The organism is Oscillospiraceae bacterium MB08-C2-2, from assembly GCA_035621215.1.
In the GTDB taxonomy this organism is placed as follows: domain Bacteria; phylum Bacillota; class Clostridia; order Oscillospirales; family Ruminococcaceae; genus WRAV01.
Genome location: CP141729.1, coordinates 3,015,496 through 3,035,850, shown reverse-complemented (window position 1 = coordinate 3,035,850; position 20,355 = coordinate 3,015,496). Strand labels below are relative to the sequence as shown.

At 49.4% G+C, this 20,355-nt stretch carries 19 protein-coding genes, 2 tRNA genes and 1 pseudogene; 11 read left to right on the top strand and 11 right to left on the bottom strand.

Translation table 11 applies throughout. The annotated features are described in order from the left end of the window. From U6B65_13695 to U6B65_13670, 6 genes and pseudogenes are all read right to left on the bottom strand, one after another. Window positions 1-735: an amino acid ABC transporter ATP-binding protein gene (locus U6B65_13695; GenBank protein ID WRS27362.1), complete on the bottom strand. Its 735-nt coding sequence runs from the start codon at window positions 733-735 to the stop codon at window positions 1-3. Window positions 736-746: 11 nt separating this feature from the next. After that, the gene (locus U6B65_13690; protein ID WRS27361.1) at window positions 747-1,487 is read right to left on the bottom strand and encodes an amino acid ABC transporter permease; all 741 of its coding nucleotides are present in this window, start codon (window positions 1,485-1,487) and stop codon (window positions 747-749) included. A 235-nt stretch (window positions 1,488-1,722) separates the two neighbouring features. After that, window positions 1,723-2,622, bottom strand: coding sequence for a transporter substrate-binding domain-containing protein (locus U6B65_13685; GenBank protein ID WRS27360.1), 900 nt, complete (start codon window positions 2,620-2,622; stop codon window positions 1,723-1,725). Window positions 2,623-3,008: 386 nt separating this feature from the next. Then, window positions 3,009-3,134 (bottom strand): annotated as a pseudogene (locus tag U6B65_13680) (zinc transporter ZupT). 160 nt (window positions 3,135-3,294) lie between these two features. Continuing rightward, window positions 3,295-4,218, bottom strand: a complete 924-nt coding sequence (locus tag U6B65_13675; protein ID WRS27359.1) for a protein-glutamine gamma-glutamyltransferase — start codon at window positions 4,216-4,218, stop codon at window positions 3,295-3,297. Next, the gene (locus tag U6B65_13670; protein ID WRS27358.1) at window positions 4,215-5,201 is read right to left on the bottom strand and encodes a hypothetical protein; all 987 of its coding nucleotides are present in this window, start codon (window positions 5,199-5,201) and stop codon (window positions 4,215-4,217) included. Before U6B65_13670 ends, U6B65_13675 begins: the two co-directional genes overlap by 4 nt. 408 nt (window positions 5,202-5,609) lie before the next feature. Here U6B65_13670 and U6B65_13665 point away from each other — a divergent pair, with 408 nt between their 5' ends. The 9 genes from U6B65_13665 to U6B65_13625 all read left to right on the top strand — a co-directional run bounded on the left by U6B65_13665 (window position 5,610) and on the right by U6B65_13625 (window position 15,075). Then, on the top strand, window positions 5,610-6,461 hold the full coding sequence (locus U6B65_13665) for a MurR/RpiR family transcriptional regulator (GenBank protein WRS27357.1): 852 nt from the start codon (window positions 5,610-5,612) through the stop codon (window positions 6,459-6,461). Window positions 6,462-6,492: 31 nt separating this feature from the next. Further along, the gene (locus tag U6B65_13660; protein ID WRS27356.1) at window positions 6,493-7,530 is read left to right on the top strand and encodes a zinc-dependent dehydrogenase; all 1,038 of its coding nucleotides are present in this window, start codon (window positions 6,493-6,495) and stop codon (window positions 7,528-7,530) included. Window positions 7,531-7,579: 49 nt separating this feature from the next. Beyond that, a complete protein-coding gene (locus U6B65_13655; protein ID WRS27355.1) occupies window positions 7,580-8,407 on the top strand; it encodes a fructose-bisphosphate aldolase in 828 nt (275 codons plus the stop codon). 75 nt (window positions 8,408-8,482) lie between these two features. After that, window positions 8,483-10,012, top strand: a complete 1,530-nt coding sequence (locus U6B65_13650; GenBank protein ID WRS27354.1) for an FGGY family carbohydrate kinase — start codon at window positions 8,483-8,485, stop codon at window positions 10,010-10,012. Window positions 10,013-10,170: 158 nt separating this feature from the next. Then, complete coding sequence (locus tag U6B65_13645; GenBank protein ID WRS27353.1) at window positions 10,171-11,412, top strand: ABC transporter substrate-binding protein; 1,242 nt, start codon at window positions 10,171-10,173, stop codon at window positions 11,410-11,412. Window positions 11,413-11,662: 250 nt separating this feature from the next. Further along, window positions 11,663-12,559, top strand: a complete 897-nt coding sequence (locus U6B65_13640) for a branched-chain amino acid ABC transporter permease (GenBank protein WRS27352.1) — start codon at window positions 11,663-11,665, stop codon at window positions 12,557-12,559. A gap of 7 nt (window positions 12,560-12,566) precedes the next feature. Next, on the top strand, window positions 12,567-13,601 hold the full coding sequence (locus U6B65_13635) for a branched-chain amino acid ABC transporter permease (GenBank protein WRS27351.1): 1,035 nt from the start codon (window positions 12,567-12,569) through the stop codon (window positions 13,599-13,601). Next, window positions 13,594-14,343 (top strand): ABC transporter ATP-binding protein, encoded by a 750-nt coding sequence (locus U6B65_13630; GenBank protein WRS27350.1) that lies wholly within the window; start codon window positions 13,594-13,596, stop codon window positions 14,341-14,343. The genes U6B65_13635 and U6B65_13630 overlap by 8 nt, the downstream gene beginning before the upstream one ends. Window positions 14,344-14,346: 3 nt before the next feature. Then, the gene (locus tag U6B65_13625; protein ID WRS27349.1) at window positions 14,347-15,075 is read left to right on the top strand and encodes an ABC transporter ATP-binding protein; all 729 of its coding nucleotides are present in this window, start codon (window positions 14,347-14,349) and stop codon (window positions 15,073-15,075) included. A 274-nt stretch (window positions 15,076-15,349) separates the two neighbouring features. Here the strand turns inward: U6B65_13625 and U6B65_13620 are convergent. From U6B65_13620 to U6B65_13610, 3 genes are all read right to left on the bottom strand, one after another. Then, a tRNA-Lys gene (locus U6B65_13620) sits at window positions 15,350-15,425 on the bottom strand. A 193-nt stretch (window positions 15,426-15,618) separates the two neighbouring features. Continuing rightward, the gene (gene pepD / locus U6B65_13615) at window positions 15,619-17,070 is read right to left on the bottom strand and encodes a beta-Ala-His dipeptidase (protein WRS27348.1); all 1,452 of its coding nucleotides are present in this window, start codon (window positions 17,068-17,070) and stop codon (window positions 15,619-15,621) included. A 134-nt stretch (window positions 17,071-17,204) separates the two neighbouring features. Further along, window positions 17,205-17,280 (bottom strand) — tRNA-Val (locus U6B65_13610). Between the two features lie 448 nt (window positions 17,281-17,728). Here U6B65_13610 and U6B65_13605 point away from each other — a divergent pair. After that, on the top strand, window positions 17,729-18,241 hold the full coding sequence (locus U6B65_13605; GenBank protein ID WRS27347.1) for a hydrolase: 513 nt from the start codon (window positions 17,729-17,731) through the stop codon (window positions 18,239-18,241). Window positions 18,242-18,358: 117 nt separating this feature from the next. Here U6B65_13605 and U6B65_13600 read toward each other — a convergent pair whose 3' ends face one another. Next, window positions 18,359-18,904 carry a ferritin family protein gene (locus tag U6B65_13600; GenBank protein WRS27346.1) on the bottom strand — a complete coding sequence of 182 codons (546 nt, stop codon included), beginning with the start codon at window positions 18,902-18,904 and terminating at the stop codon, window positions 18,359-18,361. A 236-nt stretch (window positions 18,905-19,140) separates the two neighbouring features. On the opposite strand from U6B65_13600, the gene U6B65_13595 reads away from it, so the two are divergent. Beyond that, a complete protein-coding gene (locus tag U6B65_13595) occupies window positions 19,141-19,305 on the top strand; it encodes a hypothetical protein (protein WRS27345.1) in 165 nt (54 codons plus the stop codon). Window positions 19,306-19,473: 168 nt separating this feature from the next. Here the strand turns inward: U6B65_13595 and U6B65_13590 are convergent, their stop codons facing one another. Then, window positions 19,474-20,355, bottom strand: coding sequence for a YitT family protein (locus tag U6B65_13590; GenBank protein WRS27344.1), 882 nt, complete (start codon window positions 20,353-20,355; stop codon window positions 19,474-19,476).

Sequence of the window (20,355 nt, the reverse complement as noted above, 5' to 3'; positions counted from 1 at the left end):
TCAACTGGACATGAATCGCGTGAGAAATTCCCTTGTTCTGGGATTCTCCGGGTTTTTAAACAGCTGTGCCGGTGGCCCGCTCTCGGCAATAACGCCTCCATCCATAAAAATGGTTCGATCCGATACATCCCGGGCAAAAGCCATCTCATGGGTTACAATAATCATGGTGAGCCCCTCTGCGGCAAGCTCCTTCATAACACTGAGCACCTCGCCCACCATCTCCGGGTCAAGGGCGCTGGTGGGTTCATCAAAAAGAAGAACCTCCGGCTCCATGGTCAATGCCCTTGCTATGGCCACACGCTGCTTCTGCCCACCGGAAAGCTGTGAGGGTTTTGCATTGATATAAGGGGCCATACCCACCTTTTTCAGATATTTAATGGCAAGACTTTTGGATTCCTCCTTGCCTCGGCCCATAACCTTTCGGCTGCCTGCCATACAGTTTTCAAGCACGTTCATATTGTTGAACAAATTAAAGGATTGAAAAACCATCCCCACCTGTGCACGGTATTTATTGATTTTACGGGCGGACCCGCCAATCTCCTCATCATTAAAAGCAATGGTGCCGCTGGTTTTCATCTCCAGCAGATTCATGCATCGCAGCAGAGTGGATTTGCCCGAGCCCGAGGAGCCAATGATACAGACTACCTCACCCTTTTCTATGCTGAAATCGATATCCCGCAGCACCTGATTGCTGCCAAAGGATTTGCTTAAATGGCTGACATTGATAATAGGCATAGTCGCTCCTCCTATTCCGTAAGATATTCGGCGGCAATTTCATACTGATTTTTGCCTGCCATTTTCTTTTCCAACAGCTTGAGAAGGCCGCTCGAAATTGCGCAGAGCACAAAATAAATGGCACCTGTAATTAAAAAGGCTTCAAAATACCGGTAGTAGGTATTGGCGGCAGTCTTGGTTGCAAAATAAAGCTCGCTGATGCCAATAACATTGAGCACAGAGGTCATTTTAAGATTGGTGATAAACTGGTTGCCCATTTCGGGGATTAGATTGCGAAGCACCTGCGGCAGAACCACCGAAAACATAATGGTGAAGTGGGACATGCCCAATGCTTTGCCGCCCTCGAACTGGCCGCTGTCAATAGCCAAAATGGCGCCACGAACCGATTCTGCCATATAGGCTCCTGTGTTCAGCAGCACCACCAGCATAGCCGCCGAAAAGGAAGATATATTTGAGCCGTTTTGCCGCAGCCCATAATAGATCACCATGGCCTGCACCATCATGGGAGTGCCCCGGAACAGTTGAATATAAGCATTACAGATCACCTTGGGTATGTACCGAAGGGCTTTATAAAAAAAGTTATCCTGAGGATGTGCCGGTGAGGATTGAACAATTCCAATGAAATAGCCCAGCATAAAGCCGAGAAGCGTGCCGAGGACGGCTATCTCCACCGTTATGATTGTACCCTCCCAAAAATATGATCCATATTCCTGTAGCAGGAAAGCAATCCATTGGAAGATATTGCGATCCATATATTTTTGCTCCCTTCATCCGCTGCTGCCCAGCGGTTTATGATACGCTAAATAATGCCGCAAACGCTTTCCGCTGTGCTTGCAGCGGATTCCCGCCCCTAGGGGCAATGGTTTTCTTGCTATTATCAGCCATACCTTGTTTCAAAACGGCAATGCCGTTTTGAAACAGAATGGCCTTGGCTAAGCTGCCGCCGTTCCTCTGCAACTGAGTGCATCAGCGGTATAGCCGGAATAATCAATTGCTCAGAGGCTGAAGTTGGATGGCAAGATCCATGATTTCCGTCATCTCTCCCTCATCCCAGCTGATTTCTTTGAGAGCGCTGTTCAGAGTATCCAAAAGCTCCTTGTCGCCCTCTTTAACAGCGATACAGACATTCAGGGATTGGCCCGCGGGGACTGTAAAGCCATCTGCAGGATCCAGAGTAATAACCTTGATATCGGGGTTGGCGATGGCGGCGGATATCGCGGTGGGTGCATCCAGAACACCGGCCTCTGCCGAACCCATGGCAACCGCCATCACAACTTCTGCGGTGGTTTCATAATAGGTCTGCTGATTCACATTGGGAATCTGGGGTACATACTGCTCCCAAGTGGTGCCAAGCTGTGTGGTGGCGGAAGCGCCGTCAAATTCAGAAAGCTTGGTGGCATTAGCAAATTTGCCATCCGCCTTGACAATCAGAACATTGTTGCGGATGTAATAGGGCTGTGTAAAATCAACGGTTTTGTCACGTTCTTCTGTATAGCCCATGCCGGCGAGAATTGCATCGTAGTTGCCTGCATTCAGCCCCAGCACAATGCTGGACCATTCCACCTTGGTTATCTCAAGCTCCCAGCCCAGATGGTCGGCAAGCTTTTTAGCCAGAATAACGTCGTATCCATAGGCATAATCGCCGGTGCCTTTAATGGGTACGGCCTGCTCACCATTGGAAACCTCAGGTGAGGCTTGAGTCCAGTTAAAGGGAGCATAGGCACACTCCATACCGATTCGCAAAACTTTTTTCTCAGGTTCAGTGCCGGTGCTGGCGCTGGTAATAGCTGAGGATTCTGCTTTTGAAGCACCACCTGCGCCGCACCCTGTAAGTGCGGTTACAAGCAGAAGCATAGCAATGATGAGGCTGGTCATCTTTTTTAACATTTGGATTACCTCCTGTAGAAAAAAATTGTGGGCGTTTGTGTGTGCTTACACTCGCCAAACTTCAAAAGGGTGTTGCTTTTGAAGCCCCCGATAAACACAGAGGTGACCGCTGCAGCAATCCTTTGGTAGAGTTTATAGATAAGCCTGTATCCATGAACCAAAAGGTAAAAAACAACAAAGGCGTCAAACCGTAACACGGTTCAACGCCTTTGTTTTATGTTAATATTCTATACACATTAACCAGATTTGTCAACAGAAAATGCAGCAGCATTTCCAACAAACATTTTTATTAAGCCGAGGCCGATCTGTGGAATACTCCCTATTTTTACTGCCGACCCAAGCTTTTTGTATACTCAAAACACATGCAGCCCCTATATACAAGCCACTCACATGAACAGCAAAAGGCTCCAAACCATAGCAGACGTGCCCCCGATAAGGCCGTAAATAACCGACTGATGTTCGCCATATTTTCTGGCTGAGGGCAAAAACTTATCCAGACTCATATATGCCATCGGGCTGCATGCCCACAGCTTATCCGATACTTGTATCAGTCAGGCCATTCTCCATTACAAACGGTCAATGTGTCAAGCAGGCGGAGCTAAAATGCTCTGCCTGCTTTTAGGTATTAGGCGTATATAGCGTGTTTGTTTTGTAGCTGATATGTGGAAACCCCTAGCTTGAAATAGGCCGCGGGAAAGGTCTCCAGCGCAAAACAGAGGAGCGTGGAGTAGGCTCCTGGGTGGCCTCTTGGGTAGGCCGTTGGGTAGGCCGTTGGGTAGCCTCTTGGGTAGGCTGTTGGGTGGGCTCTTGGACAGGCTCTTGGACAGACTCTTGGGCGAGTTCTCGGGCAGCTTCCATCAGCTTTTTGAAGTTGGGTCGGGCCGCAGAACCTTCAATGAAATGAGCTGATTCTGTTGCGCCTTCCTCCCTGTTGGCGTTGAGCACACGAATAATTCGATCGGCATCGGCAATTCCCATGCCATGGCCGTAAAACAGACCATCCGGCAATATAATAACGTTTTCTCCCTGCAGCTCCGAAACCTCCGGGTCAACCTGCGGGTTTATGAAATAGCCTCGGTCGCCCAGCAAAATATCCGCAACTTTTGCGGGCGTTCCGACCTCTTTGATTAAAGGATGTAGCTTGTGCCAATTCATCAGATAAATGGAGGGGAACAGCTTATTGAAGGTTTCTTCCGGCCACACCTCCAGCAGAGCTTTATAATATACAATCACCATGGCTGTGGCGCATTCTGTGGCATATGCTGAGCCGTTTTCAAAGATATCCCGAATGGCATCGCTGGCCTTTACATCCTTTTTCGATCGGAAACCGCCGTTACCGGTTCTATCCCAATAATCCGGGTTGGTTTCTGTTTTATGAAAAACCGAAAACCGCATCCCGCTGGCGTTGAGAGCCTTGGCTGCCGCCACAATTTCTCTGCGCAAGGCCAGCTCGAATTTAAGATGCTCCAGCGATTTATACCGATAGGTTTCTTCGCTTTTATTCATTTTTTCCAGAAGCTGCCTTTCCACACTGTTCTCTTCGAACTCCTGAATGATTTCAGCAATTTCTAAGGGGGAGCCGGATATTACAATCATTTTTCTGCCTCCCATCCAGCTTTTGCAGCCTTGATCTGTTCCTTTACAGGGGTATGCAGCCATTCTTTCCATGTGGGTACACTTTTGCTGTGAATATTGTGAGAATAGCCTGATAGGATTTTTTGCTCCTGAGCGCTCAGCTGTTTAAAGCCTTCTATGCATACGGCCTCATCTTCCTCCAAAGAGGATATTGGCTGTTTCTTATGGGCTGAAGCCGCTTTCTGAAGATATTTGCGCTCCAGATCCACTGTGCAGAATACCGGCTTGCTGGTGTATTGAAGGGTTTCCTCCGTGAAATACAAATACGGCTGGTTTTCCTCCAGCCAGCGCAGATACTTTTGATACATCGCCTCACCGGTGGTTGTGGAAAGTTCAACTTCATCCAGATTCAGCAGCTCCGCCGCAAGCTTAATGTCTCTTTGGTTGGAAGATTGGAGATAACCGGCAATTAGCTTTAAAATATTCGGATCGTGAAAGCGGAACAGTACCCATACAAGATCGTGGATATAGCTGTCTTGCCGGTTGCGCTTAAAGGTCAGCTCCACCACCAGAGGCAATATAGCGGTATCTTTATACACATTCAGCAGCACCGAACTGGTCACATCCAGCATATGTGCATAGTGATCTTCGGGAATATCCTCGGCAGAGCCTGTTTCTAAAATCCACTTGAGAACAGGGTATACTGAGTTGCCCTTGGATGTAAGATAATGCGTGCCGGCCGCTTTGGATTCCCGTATCCGCCCCAGAATTCGCAAGGCGGTTGAAGGGCGGATGCTCAAGTTTCTTTGTATGCCCCGCCTCAGGATCGGCTCACTCAATATGTAGAGGCAGGGAAAGGTAAGCCGGCGATCATTGAGCAGGGCAACAGCCCGCCGTGTATCTTTTTGCAAAATGCTGGTCAAGGTATTCCTGCACTGATCAGGGCCCTGCTTTATCCGAATTTCATCCAGATAACTGAAGCCCGCCAAGGGATTCTCATTCATCAAATCAACCTCTTTCTTTGATTTCTCGCCCATTCTATAGAAAGGACAGCACTATTTCAGCGTTTTTGCATTCTATTCCATCATATTAAGAAAAAGGCATTCTTGCTAATGATTTAGCCAGCATGAATAGAACTATCGTGTGCGGGAGCCAATCAAGTTCTCTTGTGCGGTTAAAGGGCCTTGGTTCTGGACCCTCCTACCGGTCAAATAATCAATGAAAGAAACAAGCGTTCACTTAAACCCCTTCTTTATTAAGCAAAATGTTATTTTATTCGTCACAATCTATCAAAAACAGACATTATTTTCATTCAAAATCAATATTGTAATTTTACTTCAATTTTTATACAATGTTTTTGAAATTAATTTTCAACAACTTCAAGTTTGAATGAAATATAAGGACTGAGCGAAATGAAGGCAACAAAATCATGCCGCATTATTATTGAGAATCGAAAACAAGGGCTGACCAAAACAGAAAAGCGTTTGGCGGACTACATATTGGAAAATATGAGCGATGTGCTGGGGTTCACTGTAACCGAGCTGGCTGAAAAATCCGGCACCAGTGACGCTACCGTGGTGAGATTCTGCAAAAACATTGGCTTTAAGGGCTATCAGGATTTTAAAATCTGCGCAGCGGTGGATACTCTGCCGCCCAACCGGCATTTAAGCCCCAATTTCAACAGCAGTGACGATGCCGCAATGGTATGTCAAAAGGTATTCACCTCCGAAATAGATGTGCTCAATGAAACGCTGATGATGTTGGATATTCCCGCCTTGGAGCAAACAGCCAAGGCCATGGCTCAGGCTGAAAAAATTGCCTTTTTTGGCAGCGGCGGCAGCAATCTGGTTGCAACAGATGCCCAGCATAAGCTTTTGAAAATTGGCCACCAGGTTTTGGTTCATGGGGATGCAGACAGTCAAGCTATGTGTGCCTCTATTTTAGGCGAAAAGGATTTGGCTTTTGGCATTTCTCACTCCGGCAGCAACCGGCAGACTGTTCATTGCCTGAAACTGGCAAAAGAAAACGGTGCTTTTACCGTGGGGCTGACAACCCAAGGCAAAAATCCCCTCAGCAAAGCGGCGGATATTGTCCTTTACACCTCCACCAAAGAAACGGTATTCCGCAGTGAATCGGTTACAGCCCGAATTGCGCAGCTTGCCATGCTGGATTCGCTGATTGCCATGATTGCGCTGTGTGACTATGATAAATCCTACAAAGCCATACAGATGACCCGCAACGCTACTTCCGAAGGAAAATATTGACCCATTACGCTCAAAGAAAAGGAGTATGAACATGAGAGCTGTTATATTATCTGGCCCGGATCAATTTGCTCCGGGGGAAATCCCCATCCCGGTGCCAAAATCCGGTGAAATTCTGGTTCAGATGCAAGCCGCTGCAATCTGCGGTACCGATATTCGCATTTTGGAGGGTAAAAAGACCAAGGGTGTGCGATATCCTTCTGTTATTGGCCATGAAATCTGCGGTGTTGTCAGTCAAGTAGGCGAGCAGGTTGAAGGCATCGCTGTGGGTGATCGGGTTGCCATTGCCAATGTAATTCCCTGCGGCAATTGCAGCAGCTGCCTGGGCGGGCGGGAAAATGCCTGCCTTGCACGTCAGGCCATTGGCTATGAGTTTGACGGCGGCTTTGCCGAGTATGTGCTGATCCCTGAAATCGCCATCAAGCGTGGCAACATCATCAAGCTCCCCGATGACATCAGCTTTGCGGAAGGCGCTCTCATTGAACCCTTGGCCTGCTGCCTCCGGGGTATGCGCAACGCAGGAGTCGGCTTTGGGCACGTTGTGCTGATTGTAGGCGCAGGTCCCATTGGCTTGATGCACATGCAGCTTGCCAAGGCGGCGGGCGCTTCTCTGGTAATGGTCAGCGAGCCGATTGAATCCCGGCGGCAAAAAGCCGCTCAGCTTGGGGCGGATGTAATAGTCAATCCCCTTGAAGAGGATTTGGACGCCATCGTAAAAGAACATACCAATGGGCTGGGCGCAGATGTAGTTGTTTTGGCAATCGGCGTGCCTGCTGTTGTCAACAGCTGCCTGAAGCTTTGCAGGCGGGGTGGTACTGTAAATCTATTTGCAGGCTTTACCGGAACCGGCGAGAGCACCATTGAGGCAAACCTGATTCATTATAACGAAATCAACGTAAACGGCAGCACCGCCTATATGCGCCAAGATTATCACGAGGCAGCCCGTATGGTAGCCGCCCACAAGATCAATCTGGCAGAGATTGTAACCCATACCTATAAGATTGAAGAGTTCCAGAGCGCCTATGAGGTGTGCAAGAGCAGTGAAGGCTTAAAGGTAATCATCCAGCCTTAACCACCAAAACAGCTTATAAATTTGTATACATAGAAGGAGACGGTAAACCATGGCAATGTTAGGCAAAGCAGTAAGAATGAGCAGACTGGTAAACCCCAAGAGCGGAAAAATGATGGCAATCACAGTGGATCACTCCATTTCCCGCGGCATTATGCAGGGACTGATCCCCATTCAGGAAACCATTGACAAAATTGTGGCCGGCGGCCCCGATGCCATGACCATGACCAAGGGCATTGCCGAGCTTTGCCTGCCGCAGCATGCAGGCAAGGTCTCGCTGCTGCTCAAATGCTCCAGCTATTCCCCTGTTCAGTCCACCCGGGATATTCTTTTCGGAGATGTGGAAGAAGCAGTACGCATGGGAGCGGATGCAATCTCGGTAGGCGCTATGATGCTGGGCGATTTCCAGGCAGAGCAGATTGCCGATATCGGCCGTATTTCCAAGGAGGCCATGTCTCTGGGTATGCCTCTGATCGGGCACATCTACCCCAAGGGTGAAAGCGTAGCTCCCGCAGACCGCACCAAGTGGGAAAACATCGCCTATTGCTGCCGCGCAGGTGCAGAGCTTGGAGTGGATATTATCAAAACCACCTATACCGGTGACCCTAAAACCATGGAAAAGGTTGTAAAAGCCTGCCCGGCTCGTGTGGTTATTCAGGGCGGCGATGTGGGCAGCACTGCCGAAGATTATATGCAGATGACCCGTGATGCTATGGATGCAGGCGTGGGCGGCGTTACCTTTGGGCGCTTTGTGTGGGAATACCCCCATATCACTGCAATGGTAAAGGCTCTCAAGAGCATTATTCACGATAACGCAACAGTCAAGCAGGGGCTTGAAATGCTGGCCGATCTGGAAAGCGATAACGCTAAACAGAAATAACCAGCTTTCAAACTTTCACCCGCACAAAGGCTGCGGGTGAAAGTTTTATAGATAGCATACAAAGGAGGGAATCCATTGGCAGGCGATTTGCTGTTGGGTATTGATATCGGTACCGGCAGTCTGAAACTGGCGCTGATCGATCAAACAGCCCACCTGCTTGCAAAAAGTGCCATACCCTACGAAATCCTTCACCCAAGACCGGGTTGGGCTGAAATAGACCCGCAGGAATTATGGCAGGCATTTTTGCAGGCGGCCAAGCAGTTGTTTGCTCACCACGATCCATCCGCTGTAGGCGGCATCGGTGTGGCTTGCCTGTGCCCCGGGCTGGTGGCTATGGATCAAAACGGCGCTGTTTTAACCAATCCCATTCTTTATTCGGATCGGCGAAGTGTTGCGGAAGCCGAATACATCAAAACCATGATGCCGTCGGATGATTTTTTCGCTCTGACCGCCAACACCCCCATGTCCGGTGCTATGAGCGCAACCAGCATTCTATGGATCAAAAATCATCTTCCGCAGGTCTATGCACATACAGCAGTATTCGGCCATCTGAATACCTTGTTCGGTCACAAAATGACAGGGAATTTTGCCATTGATCGCTCCAATGCCTCCTATACAGGACTTTTTGATGTGGCCGGAAGCCGGGAATTTTCGCCTTTACTGTGTGAAAAAGCCGGTATCTCCATCCACAAGCTGCCCAAGGTTTTGGGGAGCGAAGAAGTTGTAGGCCTGCTTTCCAATCCGGATTTGCTGCAGCTGGGGCTTCCCCGGGGCATTCCGGTTGTGGCAGGCGGCGGCGATACTGCCTGTGCCTCTCTGGCCGCCGGTATTGTCAAGGCAGGGGATATCTGTGAGAGTGCAGGCACCACCAATGTTCTCACTGTTTGTGTGGACAAGCCCCATTTTCACCGGGCCTTCATCAACCGGTGTCATGTGGTGGACGGCACCTGGATTTATCAGGGAGCCATCTCTCATGCGGGTTCTTCCCTAACATGGTTTAAGGATACCTTTTGCGATGATCTAAGGGCCACAGCGCACACGCAGGGCAAAGACACTTTAGCGCTGATGGATCAACAAGCTGCTGCTGTGATGCCGGGCGCAAACGGCATTGTTTTTTTACCATATATGCAGGGGGAGCGCAGTCCCATATGGGATAGCCACGCGCGGGGAATCTTTTTTGGGATGTCGCTGGAAACTACCCGAGCCGATATGCTCCGGGCTGTTTTGGAAAGCTGCGGCTATGGCCAGCGCCAGCTGATTACCATTGCCGAGGAGGTTGCATCCATGCAATTCTCACGGTTTTCCTCTCTGGGCGGAGGCGCCAAAAGTGAGATATGGGCACAAATCAAAGCCGATATTACCGGAAAGGACATTGACCTTCTCCACATTAAGGATGCCGCACCGGTTGGAGCCGCATTGCTGGCCGGGGTTGGCGCCGGAATCTTTCCATCGGTTTTGGAGGCAGCAAACAGGGTACAGCGGTCTGTATCCACACACATTAAGAGCGATCCCAGCCACAAAAAAATATACGACACCCGGTTTGCCGTATACAGCCAGCTGTATCCCCGAGTCAAGGAACTGTTCCTGATCAATCAGGAAGAATAAAAAAGCGGATGGCAGAGCATCCGCCACGCAGCTATACACCGAGAGCCATAAGGGTATTCACATCATACGCATACAGGCCCAATTTTGAATCACCACCGATCAAAATGGATTTTGATCTGGTGAGATAAAAATAATGTGAAATGAAAAAGGAGTATACTATGAAAAAGTCAGTGCGATTTCTGGCAGCCCTCCTAATGGTAGCTATGCTGGTGGCCGGTTGCTCCACCACCCCGCCCTCCGAAACCCCCGCATCCTCCGCCCCTGCCAGCACCAACGCCGCATCCTCCACCCCGGCAGCAGCAGGCAGCGACAATGTTGCTGTACCGGGCGATGAAAAGGTGTATATCGGTCTGGTTGCCGCCCAAACCGGCACAAACAAGGCAACCGGTGAAATGGCCATCAACGGCGCCACTTTGGCAGTGGAGCAGGTCAATGCCGCCGGCGGTATTCTGGGCAAACAAATCGAGCTTGTCATTGCAGACGAAATCGACAATCTGGATGCCTCTGTCAACGCTTCGGCCCGACTGCTCAGCGACCCCCGCATCTCGGTTATCATTGGCTCCCAGTACAGCCAGAATATTCTGGCTACCATGCCTCAGATTCTGGAAAAGAAAATTTCCTTTATCGCTCTTGGTTCCAACGATGCCATTGCCGCAGAGGGCAACCCTTATGTATGGCAGCCCCGCAACCACGATGCCGGCAACGCCAGAATTCTTTCCACCTATGCTCACGATACCCTGGGCATTAAGAACCCGGCTGTTCTGTGCAGCACTCTCCCCAATGCACAGGGCCCTGGCCAGGCTGTTCGGGATTACTATAAATCCCAATACAACCTGCCTATTACAGATGACCGCTATTTTGAATACAACGAGGAAGAAAAGAACTTCGCCCCCATCATTGCTCAAATCGCCAACAGCGGTGCCGACGGCCTGCTTTCCTTCGGCAACCAGCAGCCTCATGCTCTGATCAGCAAGGCCATTGCCGACAACGGCTTGGATATCCCCCGGCTGGCCAACGCCCCCATCACCTCCAGCATTGTTATCGACAACGCTGGCAAAGCCGCCAACGGCTGGTTCTCCACCACCGACTGGGCCTACACCTTGGATACCGAAGTGGGCGCGGCCTTTGAGAAGGCTTACTTTGAAAAGTATGGCAAGCACACCGAAGGCTCCATGGCTTATACCTACGATTCCGTTTATCTGGTGAAAAAAGCCATGGAAACCGCAAATGACTGCTATGACCGGGAAGCCATCAATACCGGCTTCGGCAACATCAAGGATATGGAAGGCGTTCTGGGAACCTACAATGCACAGAGGGATCACGGTTTCCTGAGCGAAGTGTTCCTGGTTCAGATCGAAGATGGCAAGATCATGCTTAAGGATAAGGTAAAATACCGCTAAGCCATCGCGGAAAAAGGCACGGAGCTTGATACAGGAGCTGCCGAAGCCCGGGCGGGGAGCTGCTAAAAGCATCTCCGCCCCGGCTAACGCCTTATGGGGCAAATTCAAGGCTGTATAGTATGCGTTTAAAACGGTAGCACCGTTTTAAATGACACAACACCAAAAAAGGGCTGCTGTTTTGGAAATGTTCCTTTAAAAGGGCAGCAACACAGGGTGATTTTAAATTGGTACTGAATGAGGTGACGCAGGTTTGAATCTAAATGTAATGCTGTCATTGCTGGTTAACGGCACCGCCATGGGGATGGTCTATGCGCTCATGGCCATGGGAATTATTTTGCTGGTTCGGGCTATTGGTGTTCTAAACTTTGCTCAGGGAGATTTCCTGATGCTGGGGGCCTATGTGGCTCTGGGTCTTCTGGTTGACCTGAAGCTGCCGCTGCCTATTATGATTCCGGTAGCGCTGCTGGCCTATGCCATGATTGGGCTAATCTTTATGTTTTGCATTTACTGGCCGCTGCGCAACGCCAAATACCCGGCAGCCATCGTTATTGCAACCATCGGCACATCCATTATGATCAAAGAACTGGTAACAATTATTTGGGGCAGTCTCCCCCGGCCTATGCCTCCTCTGCTGGAAAATGAGGAAACCGGCGGCGGCTTGCTGCTGGAAATTAGCGGTGTAAAGCTCCAATGGCAGATGCTCATTACCATGATGGTGGGCATTGCCGCGATCATACTGGTCTTTGTTTTGTTTGAAAAGCTGTATGCAGGCCGCATGATGGAAGCGGCGGCTCAGGATAAATACTCAGCTGAGCTTTTGGGTATCCCCACCATACTCACGGTAGCCGCTACCTATGTTATTTCCATCAGTCTTGCCAGTGTGGGCGGCTTCATGATGGCTCCCTTGCTGACTGTAAATGTCACGCTGGGAACCTTGCAGCTCCGTGCCTTTGCCGGGGTTATTATCGGAGGAATGGGCAATATTAAAGGCGCTATCATCGGTTCTATTTTTGTGGGCCTGCTGGAAAGCTTTGCTTCTGTCTGGGTGGGTGCCTACAAAGATGCGGTGGTGTTTATTGTGTTGCTACTCTTCCTCATCTTCCGTCCCCAGGGCTTGTTTGGCATGAAAATAAAGGATAAGGCGTGAGGTGAATATGGAAAATACAAAAGCTAAGGTGAAAATTTCCACCATTCTTCTGTTTGCCTTGTGCATTGCGGCGGTTCTGTTTCTGCCGGGCCAAACAAACGATTATTCCATGCGTGTGGTCAACAACGCACTGATTTTTGCCATTGTTTCCTATGGCCTTTCCATTATGCTGGGCATGGGCGGGCAGCTCACCTTTGGTGGTCTTGCCTTTATGGGCGGCGGCGCTTTTACCGCAGCCAATTTGTGCAGCGGCCGGCTGGGCTTCTGGCTCGATCCGGTTCTGGCTATTCTAATAAGCGCACTGTTAATGGGTGTGATGGCTTTCGGCCTTGGGCTGATTCTTCTAAAGCTGAAAGATACTTATTTTACTTTTTCCACCATTGCTCTGGTGCAGGTGGCTTATACCTTCTTTGTCAACTACAAGCCTTTGTTTGGCGGAGCGGGCGGTATCTCCAACATTGCCGAGATGAAGATTTTTGGCGTCGGCTTTGGCAACAACTACAATCTGTGGTTCTATTTTCTGGTAGTGGTGTTGGCCATTGTGGCTTTTGTGGTGGAGCGCATTCGTCAAACCCAGCTTGGCCGCTCTTTGGCCTCCATCCGAGATAACGACACAGCAGCCCTGACCCTCGGTGTGAATGTCTACCGCACCAAGGTGCTGGCCTTCGCCATTGCCGGTATCTTCGCCGGGCTGGCAGGTGCCTGCTATGCGCTGCAAATGCGCTTTATTGGAGCGGATATGTTTACCTATGAGCGCAGCACTTTGTTTATCATCATGGCTATGGTGGGCGGTGTCAACAATTCCTTCGGCATCATCATCGGTTCGTTGGTGATTACCGTGTTGCCGGAGGTTTTACGGGGTGTCCCCGGAATCGACCGTTACCTTCAGCTTTCCTATGGCCTGCTGGTCATTGTACTGATGGTATTTATGCCCATGGGCCTTGCCGGTATGGCCTCTGCACTCAGCAAAAGGTTCAAGGCGTTTATCAGTAAAAAAGCCAATGCTCCAGTGGCAGAAAAGGAGGTTGGGGTGCATGAGTGATATATTGGTACTGGATCGGGTCTGCAAACGCTTCGGTGGCGTGGTTGCTGCAGACGATGTAAGCTTTGCAGTTCCCAAGGGGCAAGTCATTGGTCTGATCGGCCCCAATGGTGCGGGAAAAAGCACCATGCTGAACATGATTAGCGGTATCTATGAGGTGGATGGCGGTTCCATTACCTTCAATGATCAGGACGTAACCAAGCTGCCCCCTTATACCCGGGCATGCATGGGAATCGGACGCACCTTTCAGACACCCCGCTTTTTGCAGCGCTCCAACATCCGGGATAACCTTCTGATGGGAACCGATCTGGCCGATCAAAAGGGATACCTGAAAAGCTTTTTCGGCAAACGAAACCATCATTTCGAGGATGAGCTTGCCATTTATCTGAAGCTTGCAGGCTTTTCGGTGGATTTAGAGAGCGACATTACCTCCCTAAGCTACGGAAAGCTTAAATTGCTGGAAATTGTCCGTTCCCTGCTGGGCCATCCAAAGGTTATGCTGGTGGATGAGCCGGCCGCCGGGCTGAATACCAAGGAAATCGAATACGCCATGGCTCTGCTCAATTATGCAGCACAGGAAAAGAACATCGGTGTGGTTCTCATTGAACACCAGATGGATATGGTTATGAACATCTGCAAATACATTGTGGTGCTCAGCTTCGGCCAGCTGATTGCCCGGGGCACACCGGGAGAGATTTCAACCAATCAACAGGTTATTACAGCTTATCTGGGAGGTGTGTAGGCAATGATTGAAATCAAGGATTTGCACGCCTATTACGGACAGGTGGAAGCTCTGAAAGGGATTAATCTGGTTGTGGGTGAAGGGAATATTACAGCCCTGATCGGCAGCAACGGTGCAGGAAAAACCACCTTGCTCAAATCCATCAGCGGGATGATCCGGCGCACTGGTTCTATCGTATTCAACCAAACCGGCCAGCTCATTGATAAGAAATCCACCTATATGGCCAAGCAGGGCATTATTCATGTTCCCGAGGGCCGCCACATTTTTCCGGGATTGACTGTGGAAGAAAACTTGGAGACAGGCACCATCAATTGGCACGGCTTTTTTGGTAGAAAGCCTTATACCAAGGAGCTGGAAGAGGTCTACTGCCTTTTCCCCCGTTTAAAGGAGAGGCGCAAACAGCTGAGCTGGAGCCTTTCGGGCGGCGAGCAGCAAATGCTGGCGGTTGGCCGTGCCATTATGGCGCACCCAAAGGTTTTAATGCTGGATGAGCCCTCTATGGGGCTTGCTCCGGTGGTGGTAAACGAGCTATTTGAAAAGATTGTGGAGATCAATGAGAAGCTGCGGGTTCCTGTGCTTCTGGTGGAGCAGAACGCCAAGCTGGCTATGGGTGTTTCACACTACACATATGTATTGGAAGGCGGGCAAATCATCATGGAAGGCCCCAGTGAACAGATGCGGCAGGATTCCCGTGTGGTGGAGGCCTATCTGGGCAAGCTGGCCGGTGCATAAAATCAGTGTAGTTATAAATTAGGCAAATCTCATGTATTTTCACACGTTTCACGGATCGGTTATAATAAAAAATCTTGCAGGCCTAAAACCTGCAAGATTTTTTATTGTATACCCATATTCCAATGGCTGCAATGCTTATAGCTATACACGCCCAACCGCAAACCTGTTTAAGACACATTCTACTATGGCTTAAAGGAGAGAGGACTCAGCCATCTCCACCCTTAATAGTACTTATAATAGAAAGAAAGAGCCTATCAAATGATAGGCTCTTTCTTGGTGATCCACCGGGGATTCGAACCCCGGACACCCTGATTAAAAGTCAGGTGCTCTGCCAACTGAGCTAGTGGATCAACTGTATCTGGTCATGACGCTTGTCTATTATATCAATAACAGAACCCATTGTCAACACTCTTTGACCAAATATTATAGGGAAAAATAGTTTTTTTAATCTCTTTACCACTTTCCTCATCGAAAAAGAAGATTGGGCTAAAAATCCCCCGCCTCGCCCAGTCGGAAAAGGCGGGGATCTCTTACATTTTGTTTTTATTTGCACATTTCTGCCATCAGTGTGGCAAGGAACTCCCACACTCTGGAAAAAGAGGCCAGATCCAGAGTTTCCTTAACCGAATGGAAATCCATATTATCCGGGCCAATGGCTACCATATCCACGCCCGGCAGCTTGGCTCCCAATATACCACATTCCAAGCCTCCATGGGTGCCCTCCATCGAGAACTCCTTATTATAAAGGCTGCCATAAACCTTCTGGCAAAGCTCCCGCAGGGGGGAATGCTCTGCATGGGCCCAACCGGGATATCCGTTGCTGGGGGTACAGGTTACTCCCAAGCCTCTGGCAATCGCCTCCACTTCCTGATACAGGGCCGCCTTCTGGCTGTCCGCATTGGCACGCAGGGACATGCGAACGGCAAAGCCTGTATCGGTGGTGCAAACACTGGCAAGGTTGGCTGAGAGGGCTACAAGGCCTTCTATGGCCGTGCTCATGCCTCTGACACCATTGGGCAGGGCCAGCAGAAGATCCAACAGACGGGCTGTATCGGCCTTGCTGAGGGATTTCTGCACCTTGCCCACAGAAGCAACGTGGATTTCCACCTCAGGCTCCAAAACAGCCAGCTCTTTCTGGATCACAGCCGCCAGTTTGCGCACTTCCTGCTCCACTTGCCCCATATCACCGGTTACCAGCTGCATCACACCGGTGCAGTTATTGGGGATTACATTATCCTTATCCCCACCGGCCAGTGAAACCAGTCGAACATCAAAGGAATCCCGCAGGCAAGCTAAAACCCGAGCCAAGAGCTTGCAGGCATTGCCCCGCTGCTTACCGATTTCCACACCGGAGTGGCCACCCTTCAGCCCTCGAACCGCAACAGAAAAACCGGTTCCCTTAGCCTGTTCCCACTGAACTTCTGCATCCAATGTAATGCGCAAGCCACCGGCACAGGTTGAAAAGAGAGCTCCCTCGGGGCCGCAATCCAAATTAATTAAGCGCCTTCCGGCGATTTGGCTGCCATCCAAATTCGTGGCACCCACAAGCCCGACTTCTTCCTGAGTCGTAAAAACGCACTCCAAAGGCGGGTGCACTAAGGCCTGATCCTCCAACGCCGCCAGCATATAGGCTACGGCTACGCCGTTATCAGCCCCCAATGTAGTATCCTTAGCTCTTAAAATATCGCCCTCCACCACAAGGGTAAGCGGATCGGATTCAAAATCATGGCTGGAACCTTCGGCTTTTTCACCAACCATATCCAGATGCCCCTGCAAAATCACACCCGGCTTATTCTCACAGCCCGGAGAGGCAGGCTTGCGAACCACTACATTAAAAAACGAATCCTGATGGAAAGAGAGCCTTTGCTTTTTCGCAAAATCCACCACATAATCGCTGATCTGCTTTTCATTGCCGGAGCAGCGGGGAATGGCGCTAATCTCCTCAAAAAAACGCATGATGTGCTGGGGCTGCCGATCCCTGAGCAAGTATTCCATGAACTGCCTCCATTTCTGGCATTTGAGCCAACGCAAAATTCTATGCCCTTTTGGGCCAAATACAAAAAAGGGGGATATACCCCCAAAAAGACGCAAAAAAGTACCGCCCCCACTATTGCAGAGACAGCACCCCGTGGTGGACGATAACGGGTTCGAACCGCTGACCCTTCGCACGTCAAGCGAATGCTCTACCAGCTGAGCTAATCGTCCAAGTTTTGCATGTCAGGCACAGCCTGTACACAACATAATGGATTATAACCTAAAATGACAAAAAACGCAACAGGTTATGAAAATATTGTTAAATTTCTATTATGTAAGAAGGATTCTTGACAGAAATTGTAGCGTTTATACATAAAGGCTGGGTATTCCGCCAAAAACTGCTAAGGTTTTTTGTAAAAAATAAAAGAGAAGGAAAATATCTGGTAAAATAAAAAATGATTCCATAATATCCTTATAGAATTGCTCTGTACTTTTCTGAATAATATGCTATACTTTAAATCGTTGGCAAAGTTATAAGCGTTTTGTTTGGCCTGTTTTTGGCAGATAATGATGTATGCATTTTAGAGAGGCTCTGAGCTGAAATGATGCTTCGGCCTCTATATAGTAAGGTATTAGCATATGGCACACCAACGACTACTGATTAGGAGAGTTTGATCCGATGGCATTTGCCTTGTTTTCAAAATTTAAAACGTATCGTCTTAATGCTATGGAAGAATTTTTGCAGATTGTTGCAGACCTTTTGGAATCAGAAGAGGTTCAGTCTCTTGACAGTTTTGTTCAGCATCATTGTTTCACTCGTCTGCGGCACTCCTTGGATGTGGCTTATTTCAGCTTTTTTATCACAAGGCTGTTTCGGTGGGATTTTAAGTCAGCGGCCCGAGGTGGCCTTCTCCACGATCTGTTTTATTACGATTGGCGGGAAATACATACTGGTCGCCAGCACTTGGTCTCGCACCCCATCGTTGCTCTTGAAAATGCCCGGAACCTTTGTGAGCTAAACCACGTAGAGGAGGACATTATCCGCAAGCATATGTGGCTGATCACTTTGACCCCTCCCCGATATAAAGAAGCCTTTGTGGTGACCTTTGTTGATAAATACTGCGCTTTGCGCGAGTTTTCCATTGGGATTTTCGCCAGAGGCCGTGTTCGCACCGCCAACGCTCACGTATAGTCTAAAAGAATAAAAACGGCCCCTTTCCTTCGGGAATGGGGCTTTTATTTTGCTATGTATGGCAGCTTATAAAAATATAAAAAAGGAACAGCAGGCGCTGTTCCTTTTTTGTGAAGCTTATTTGAAATAACGGTCCAGCAGGCCCTTAAATGCACAGCCGTGGCGTGCTTCGTCTTTGCACATTTCGTGAACAGTGTCGTGAATGGCATCCAGACCCATCTGTTTGGTGATGGTGGCCAGCTTTTTCTTGCCTTCGCAAGCGCCATATTCGGCCGCCACTCTGGCTTCCAGATTCTTTTTGGTATCGGCCCACACAACCTCGCCCAACAGCTCGGCAAAACGTGCTGCATGCTCAGCTTCTTCATAGGCGATACGCTTATAGGCCTCAGCGATCTCAGGGTAACCCTCACGGTCAGCCTGACGGCTCATGGCCAAATACATACCCACCTCGGTGCACTCACCGGTGAAGTTGGCCCGCAGATCATCCAAAATTTCCTTATCCACACCCTCGGCCACGCCGATACGGTGCTCATCGGCCCAGGCAAGGCCCTCTTGGCTCTGAAGCTTAAACTTGGTAGAAGCCGCCTTACACTGAGGGCAAAATTCCGGAGGAGCATCCCCTTCATGTACATATCCACAAACAGAACAAATGTATTTTGCCATTGCTATTGCCTCCCTCATATTAATAAACCCCTATCCCTGGATCTGGCCGCGCATTTTCCCCGGCCGGATCATGTAAATATTATATCATAACAAATTGCTATAAACAATGCCTTTTCTGTGGCCAGAAATTATATTATACTTATTTTGTAGATTTTATCCAAAAAATAAAAAGGTAAATATCTCCTGAATAATTGTATTCTTTTTGCTCAAACTACTGGTAAAGTGAGGTGATAAAAATGGCCAAAAATAAAAATAAGCAATCCCAGGATAACCAATCCACAAACAATGCGGATATGATGAATGCCCAGATGAACCATACCACCGGGGAAAGCAAAATGAACAACAAGAAGGGTTCCACCAATAAGGCTGGCAATCCTGGCGGCACCAATAATTTTAAATAGCCTCTCTCCTTACTTCCTTGCGGAGCCCGGCAAACAGCCCCCGCAAAGACCTTAAGAGAAATTTTCCCGGAAAATCTGTCTGATTATTTTCTTTACCTTGCAAACAGCCGGAGCACCCTTCATCCGTGTGCTCCGGCTGTTTTTTATGTCGCTGCCACCCAAGCTCTGCTAGCGGTGCTGGTGGTAATTTTCTCGAAAGCCCTCACCCAGAATCTCCACCGCATCGGTGGCGATGATAAAGGCACGGCGGTCCGAGCTGTAAACAATCTGCTTGAGCTCATACAGCTGGGACTGGCGGACAGCGCAGTAGATGATATCCTTTTCCTGACGGGTATAGGCTCCCCTGCCCCGCACCAGCGTGGAGCCCCGGCCAAGCTGCTCGGATATTTTCTGCACAATATCCTCGGTAGCATCAGAAATAATCATCAGCATTTTTCCGCTATCCAATCCATAGAGCATACTATCCAAAATACGGGTGGTGGTGAAGATGGCAACCATGCCATATAGTGCACTGCTCAGCGATCTAAAGACCACCGCTGAAGCAAGCAGCACGCAGATATCAATAATCAGCATAAGCCTGCCCACCTGCATATAAGGGAGCCTGCGCTGAATCAGGCGAATTACAATATCGGTGCCGCCCGTGGTGCTGCCCCGCATAAAAACAAGCGCCAGACCAATGCCACCCAGCACGCCGCAGCAAAGGGCGGCCAGCATATGGTCCTCCTGATAAATGGGAAGATAAACAGCCGCCAATTCCAGCTCCACTGTCATAATCAGAACGGATTGGAGAGTCTTTAGGGTAAATCCGTGGCCCAAAAAGGCAAAAGCCAGCGCCAGCAAAGGTATGTTAATGGCCAGTGAGGCTCCTGCCACTGAAAAACCAACTAAATGGTTAATCAGAACGGCAATACCAGATACCCCGCCGGGTGCAATGCTATTGGGCACACTGAAGGTCTGAAGGGCAACGGCATACAAGCCGCCTCCCACCACATCGCAGAAAATATCAAGAAAAATTTCCTTTGGGGTTCTTTTTACTCCTCGCATCTGCAT

Coding starts and splice junctions, on each gene's coding strand:
- U6B65_13695 (WRS27362.1), bottom strand. CDS start 735: ATGCCTATTATCAATGTCAGCCATTTAAGCAAATCCTTTGGCAGCAAT.
- U6B65_13690 (WRS27361.1), bottom strand. CDS start 1,487: ATGGATCGCAATATCTTCCAATGGATTGCTTTCCTGCTACAGGAATAT.
- U6B65_13685 (WRS27360.1), bottom strand. CDS start 2,622: ATGTTAAAAAAGATGACCAGCCTCATCATTGCTATGCTTCTGCTTGTA.
- U6B65_13675 (WRS27359.1), bottom strand. CDS start 4,218: ATGATTGTAATATCCGGCTCCCCCTTAGAAATTGCTGAAATCATTCAG.
- U6B65_13670 (WRS27358.1), bottom strand. CDS start 5,201: ATGAATGAGAATCCCTTGGCGGGCTTCAGTTATCTGGATGAAATTCGG.
- U6B65_13665 (WRS27357.1), top strand. CDS start 5,610: ATGAAGGCAACAAAATCATGCCGCATTATTATTGAGAATCGAAAACAA.
- U6B65_13660 (WRS27356.1), top strand. CDS start 6,493: ATGAGAGCTGTTATATTATCTGGCCCGGATCAATTTGCTCCGGGGGAA.
- U6B65_13655 (WRS27355.1), top strand. CDS start 7,580: ATGGCAATGTTAGGCAAAGCAGTAAGAATGAGCAGACTGGTAAACCCC.
- U6B65_13645 (WRS27353.1), top strand. CDS start 10,171: ATGAAAAAGTCAGTGCGATTTCTGGCAGCCCTCCTAATGGTAGCTATG.
- U6B65_13635 (WRS27351.1), top strand. CDS start 12,567: ATGGAAAATACAAAAGCTAAGGTGAAAATTTCCACCATTCTTCTGTTT.
- U6B65_13630 (WRS27350.1), top strand. CDS start 13,594: ATGAGTGATATATTGGTACTGGATCGGGTCTGCAAACGCTTCGGTGGC.
- U6B65_13625 (WRS27349.1), top strand. CDS start 14,347: ATGATTGAAATCAAGGATTTGCACGCCTATTACGGACAGGTGGAAGCT.
- pepD (WRS27348.1), bottom strand. CDS start 17,070: ATGGAATACTTGCTCAGGGATCGGCAGCCCCAGCACATCATGCGTTTT.
- U6B65_13605 (WRS27347.1), top strand. CDS start 17,729: ATGGCATTTGCCTTGTTTTCAAAATTTAAAACGTATCGTCTTAATGCT.
- U6B65_13600 (WRS27346.1), bottom strand. CDS start 18,904: ATGGCAAAATACATTTGTTCTGTTTGTGGATATGTACATGAAGGGGAT.
- U6B65_13595 (WRS27345.1), top strand. CDS start 19,141: ATGGCCAAAAATAAAAATAAGCAATCCCAGGATAACCAATCCACAAAC.
- U6B65_13590 (WRS27344.1), bottom strand. CDS start 20,355: ATGCAGATGCGAGGAGTAAAAAGAACCCCAAAGGAAATTTTTCTTGAT.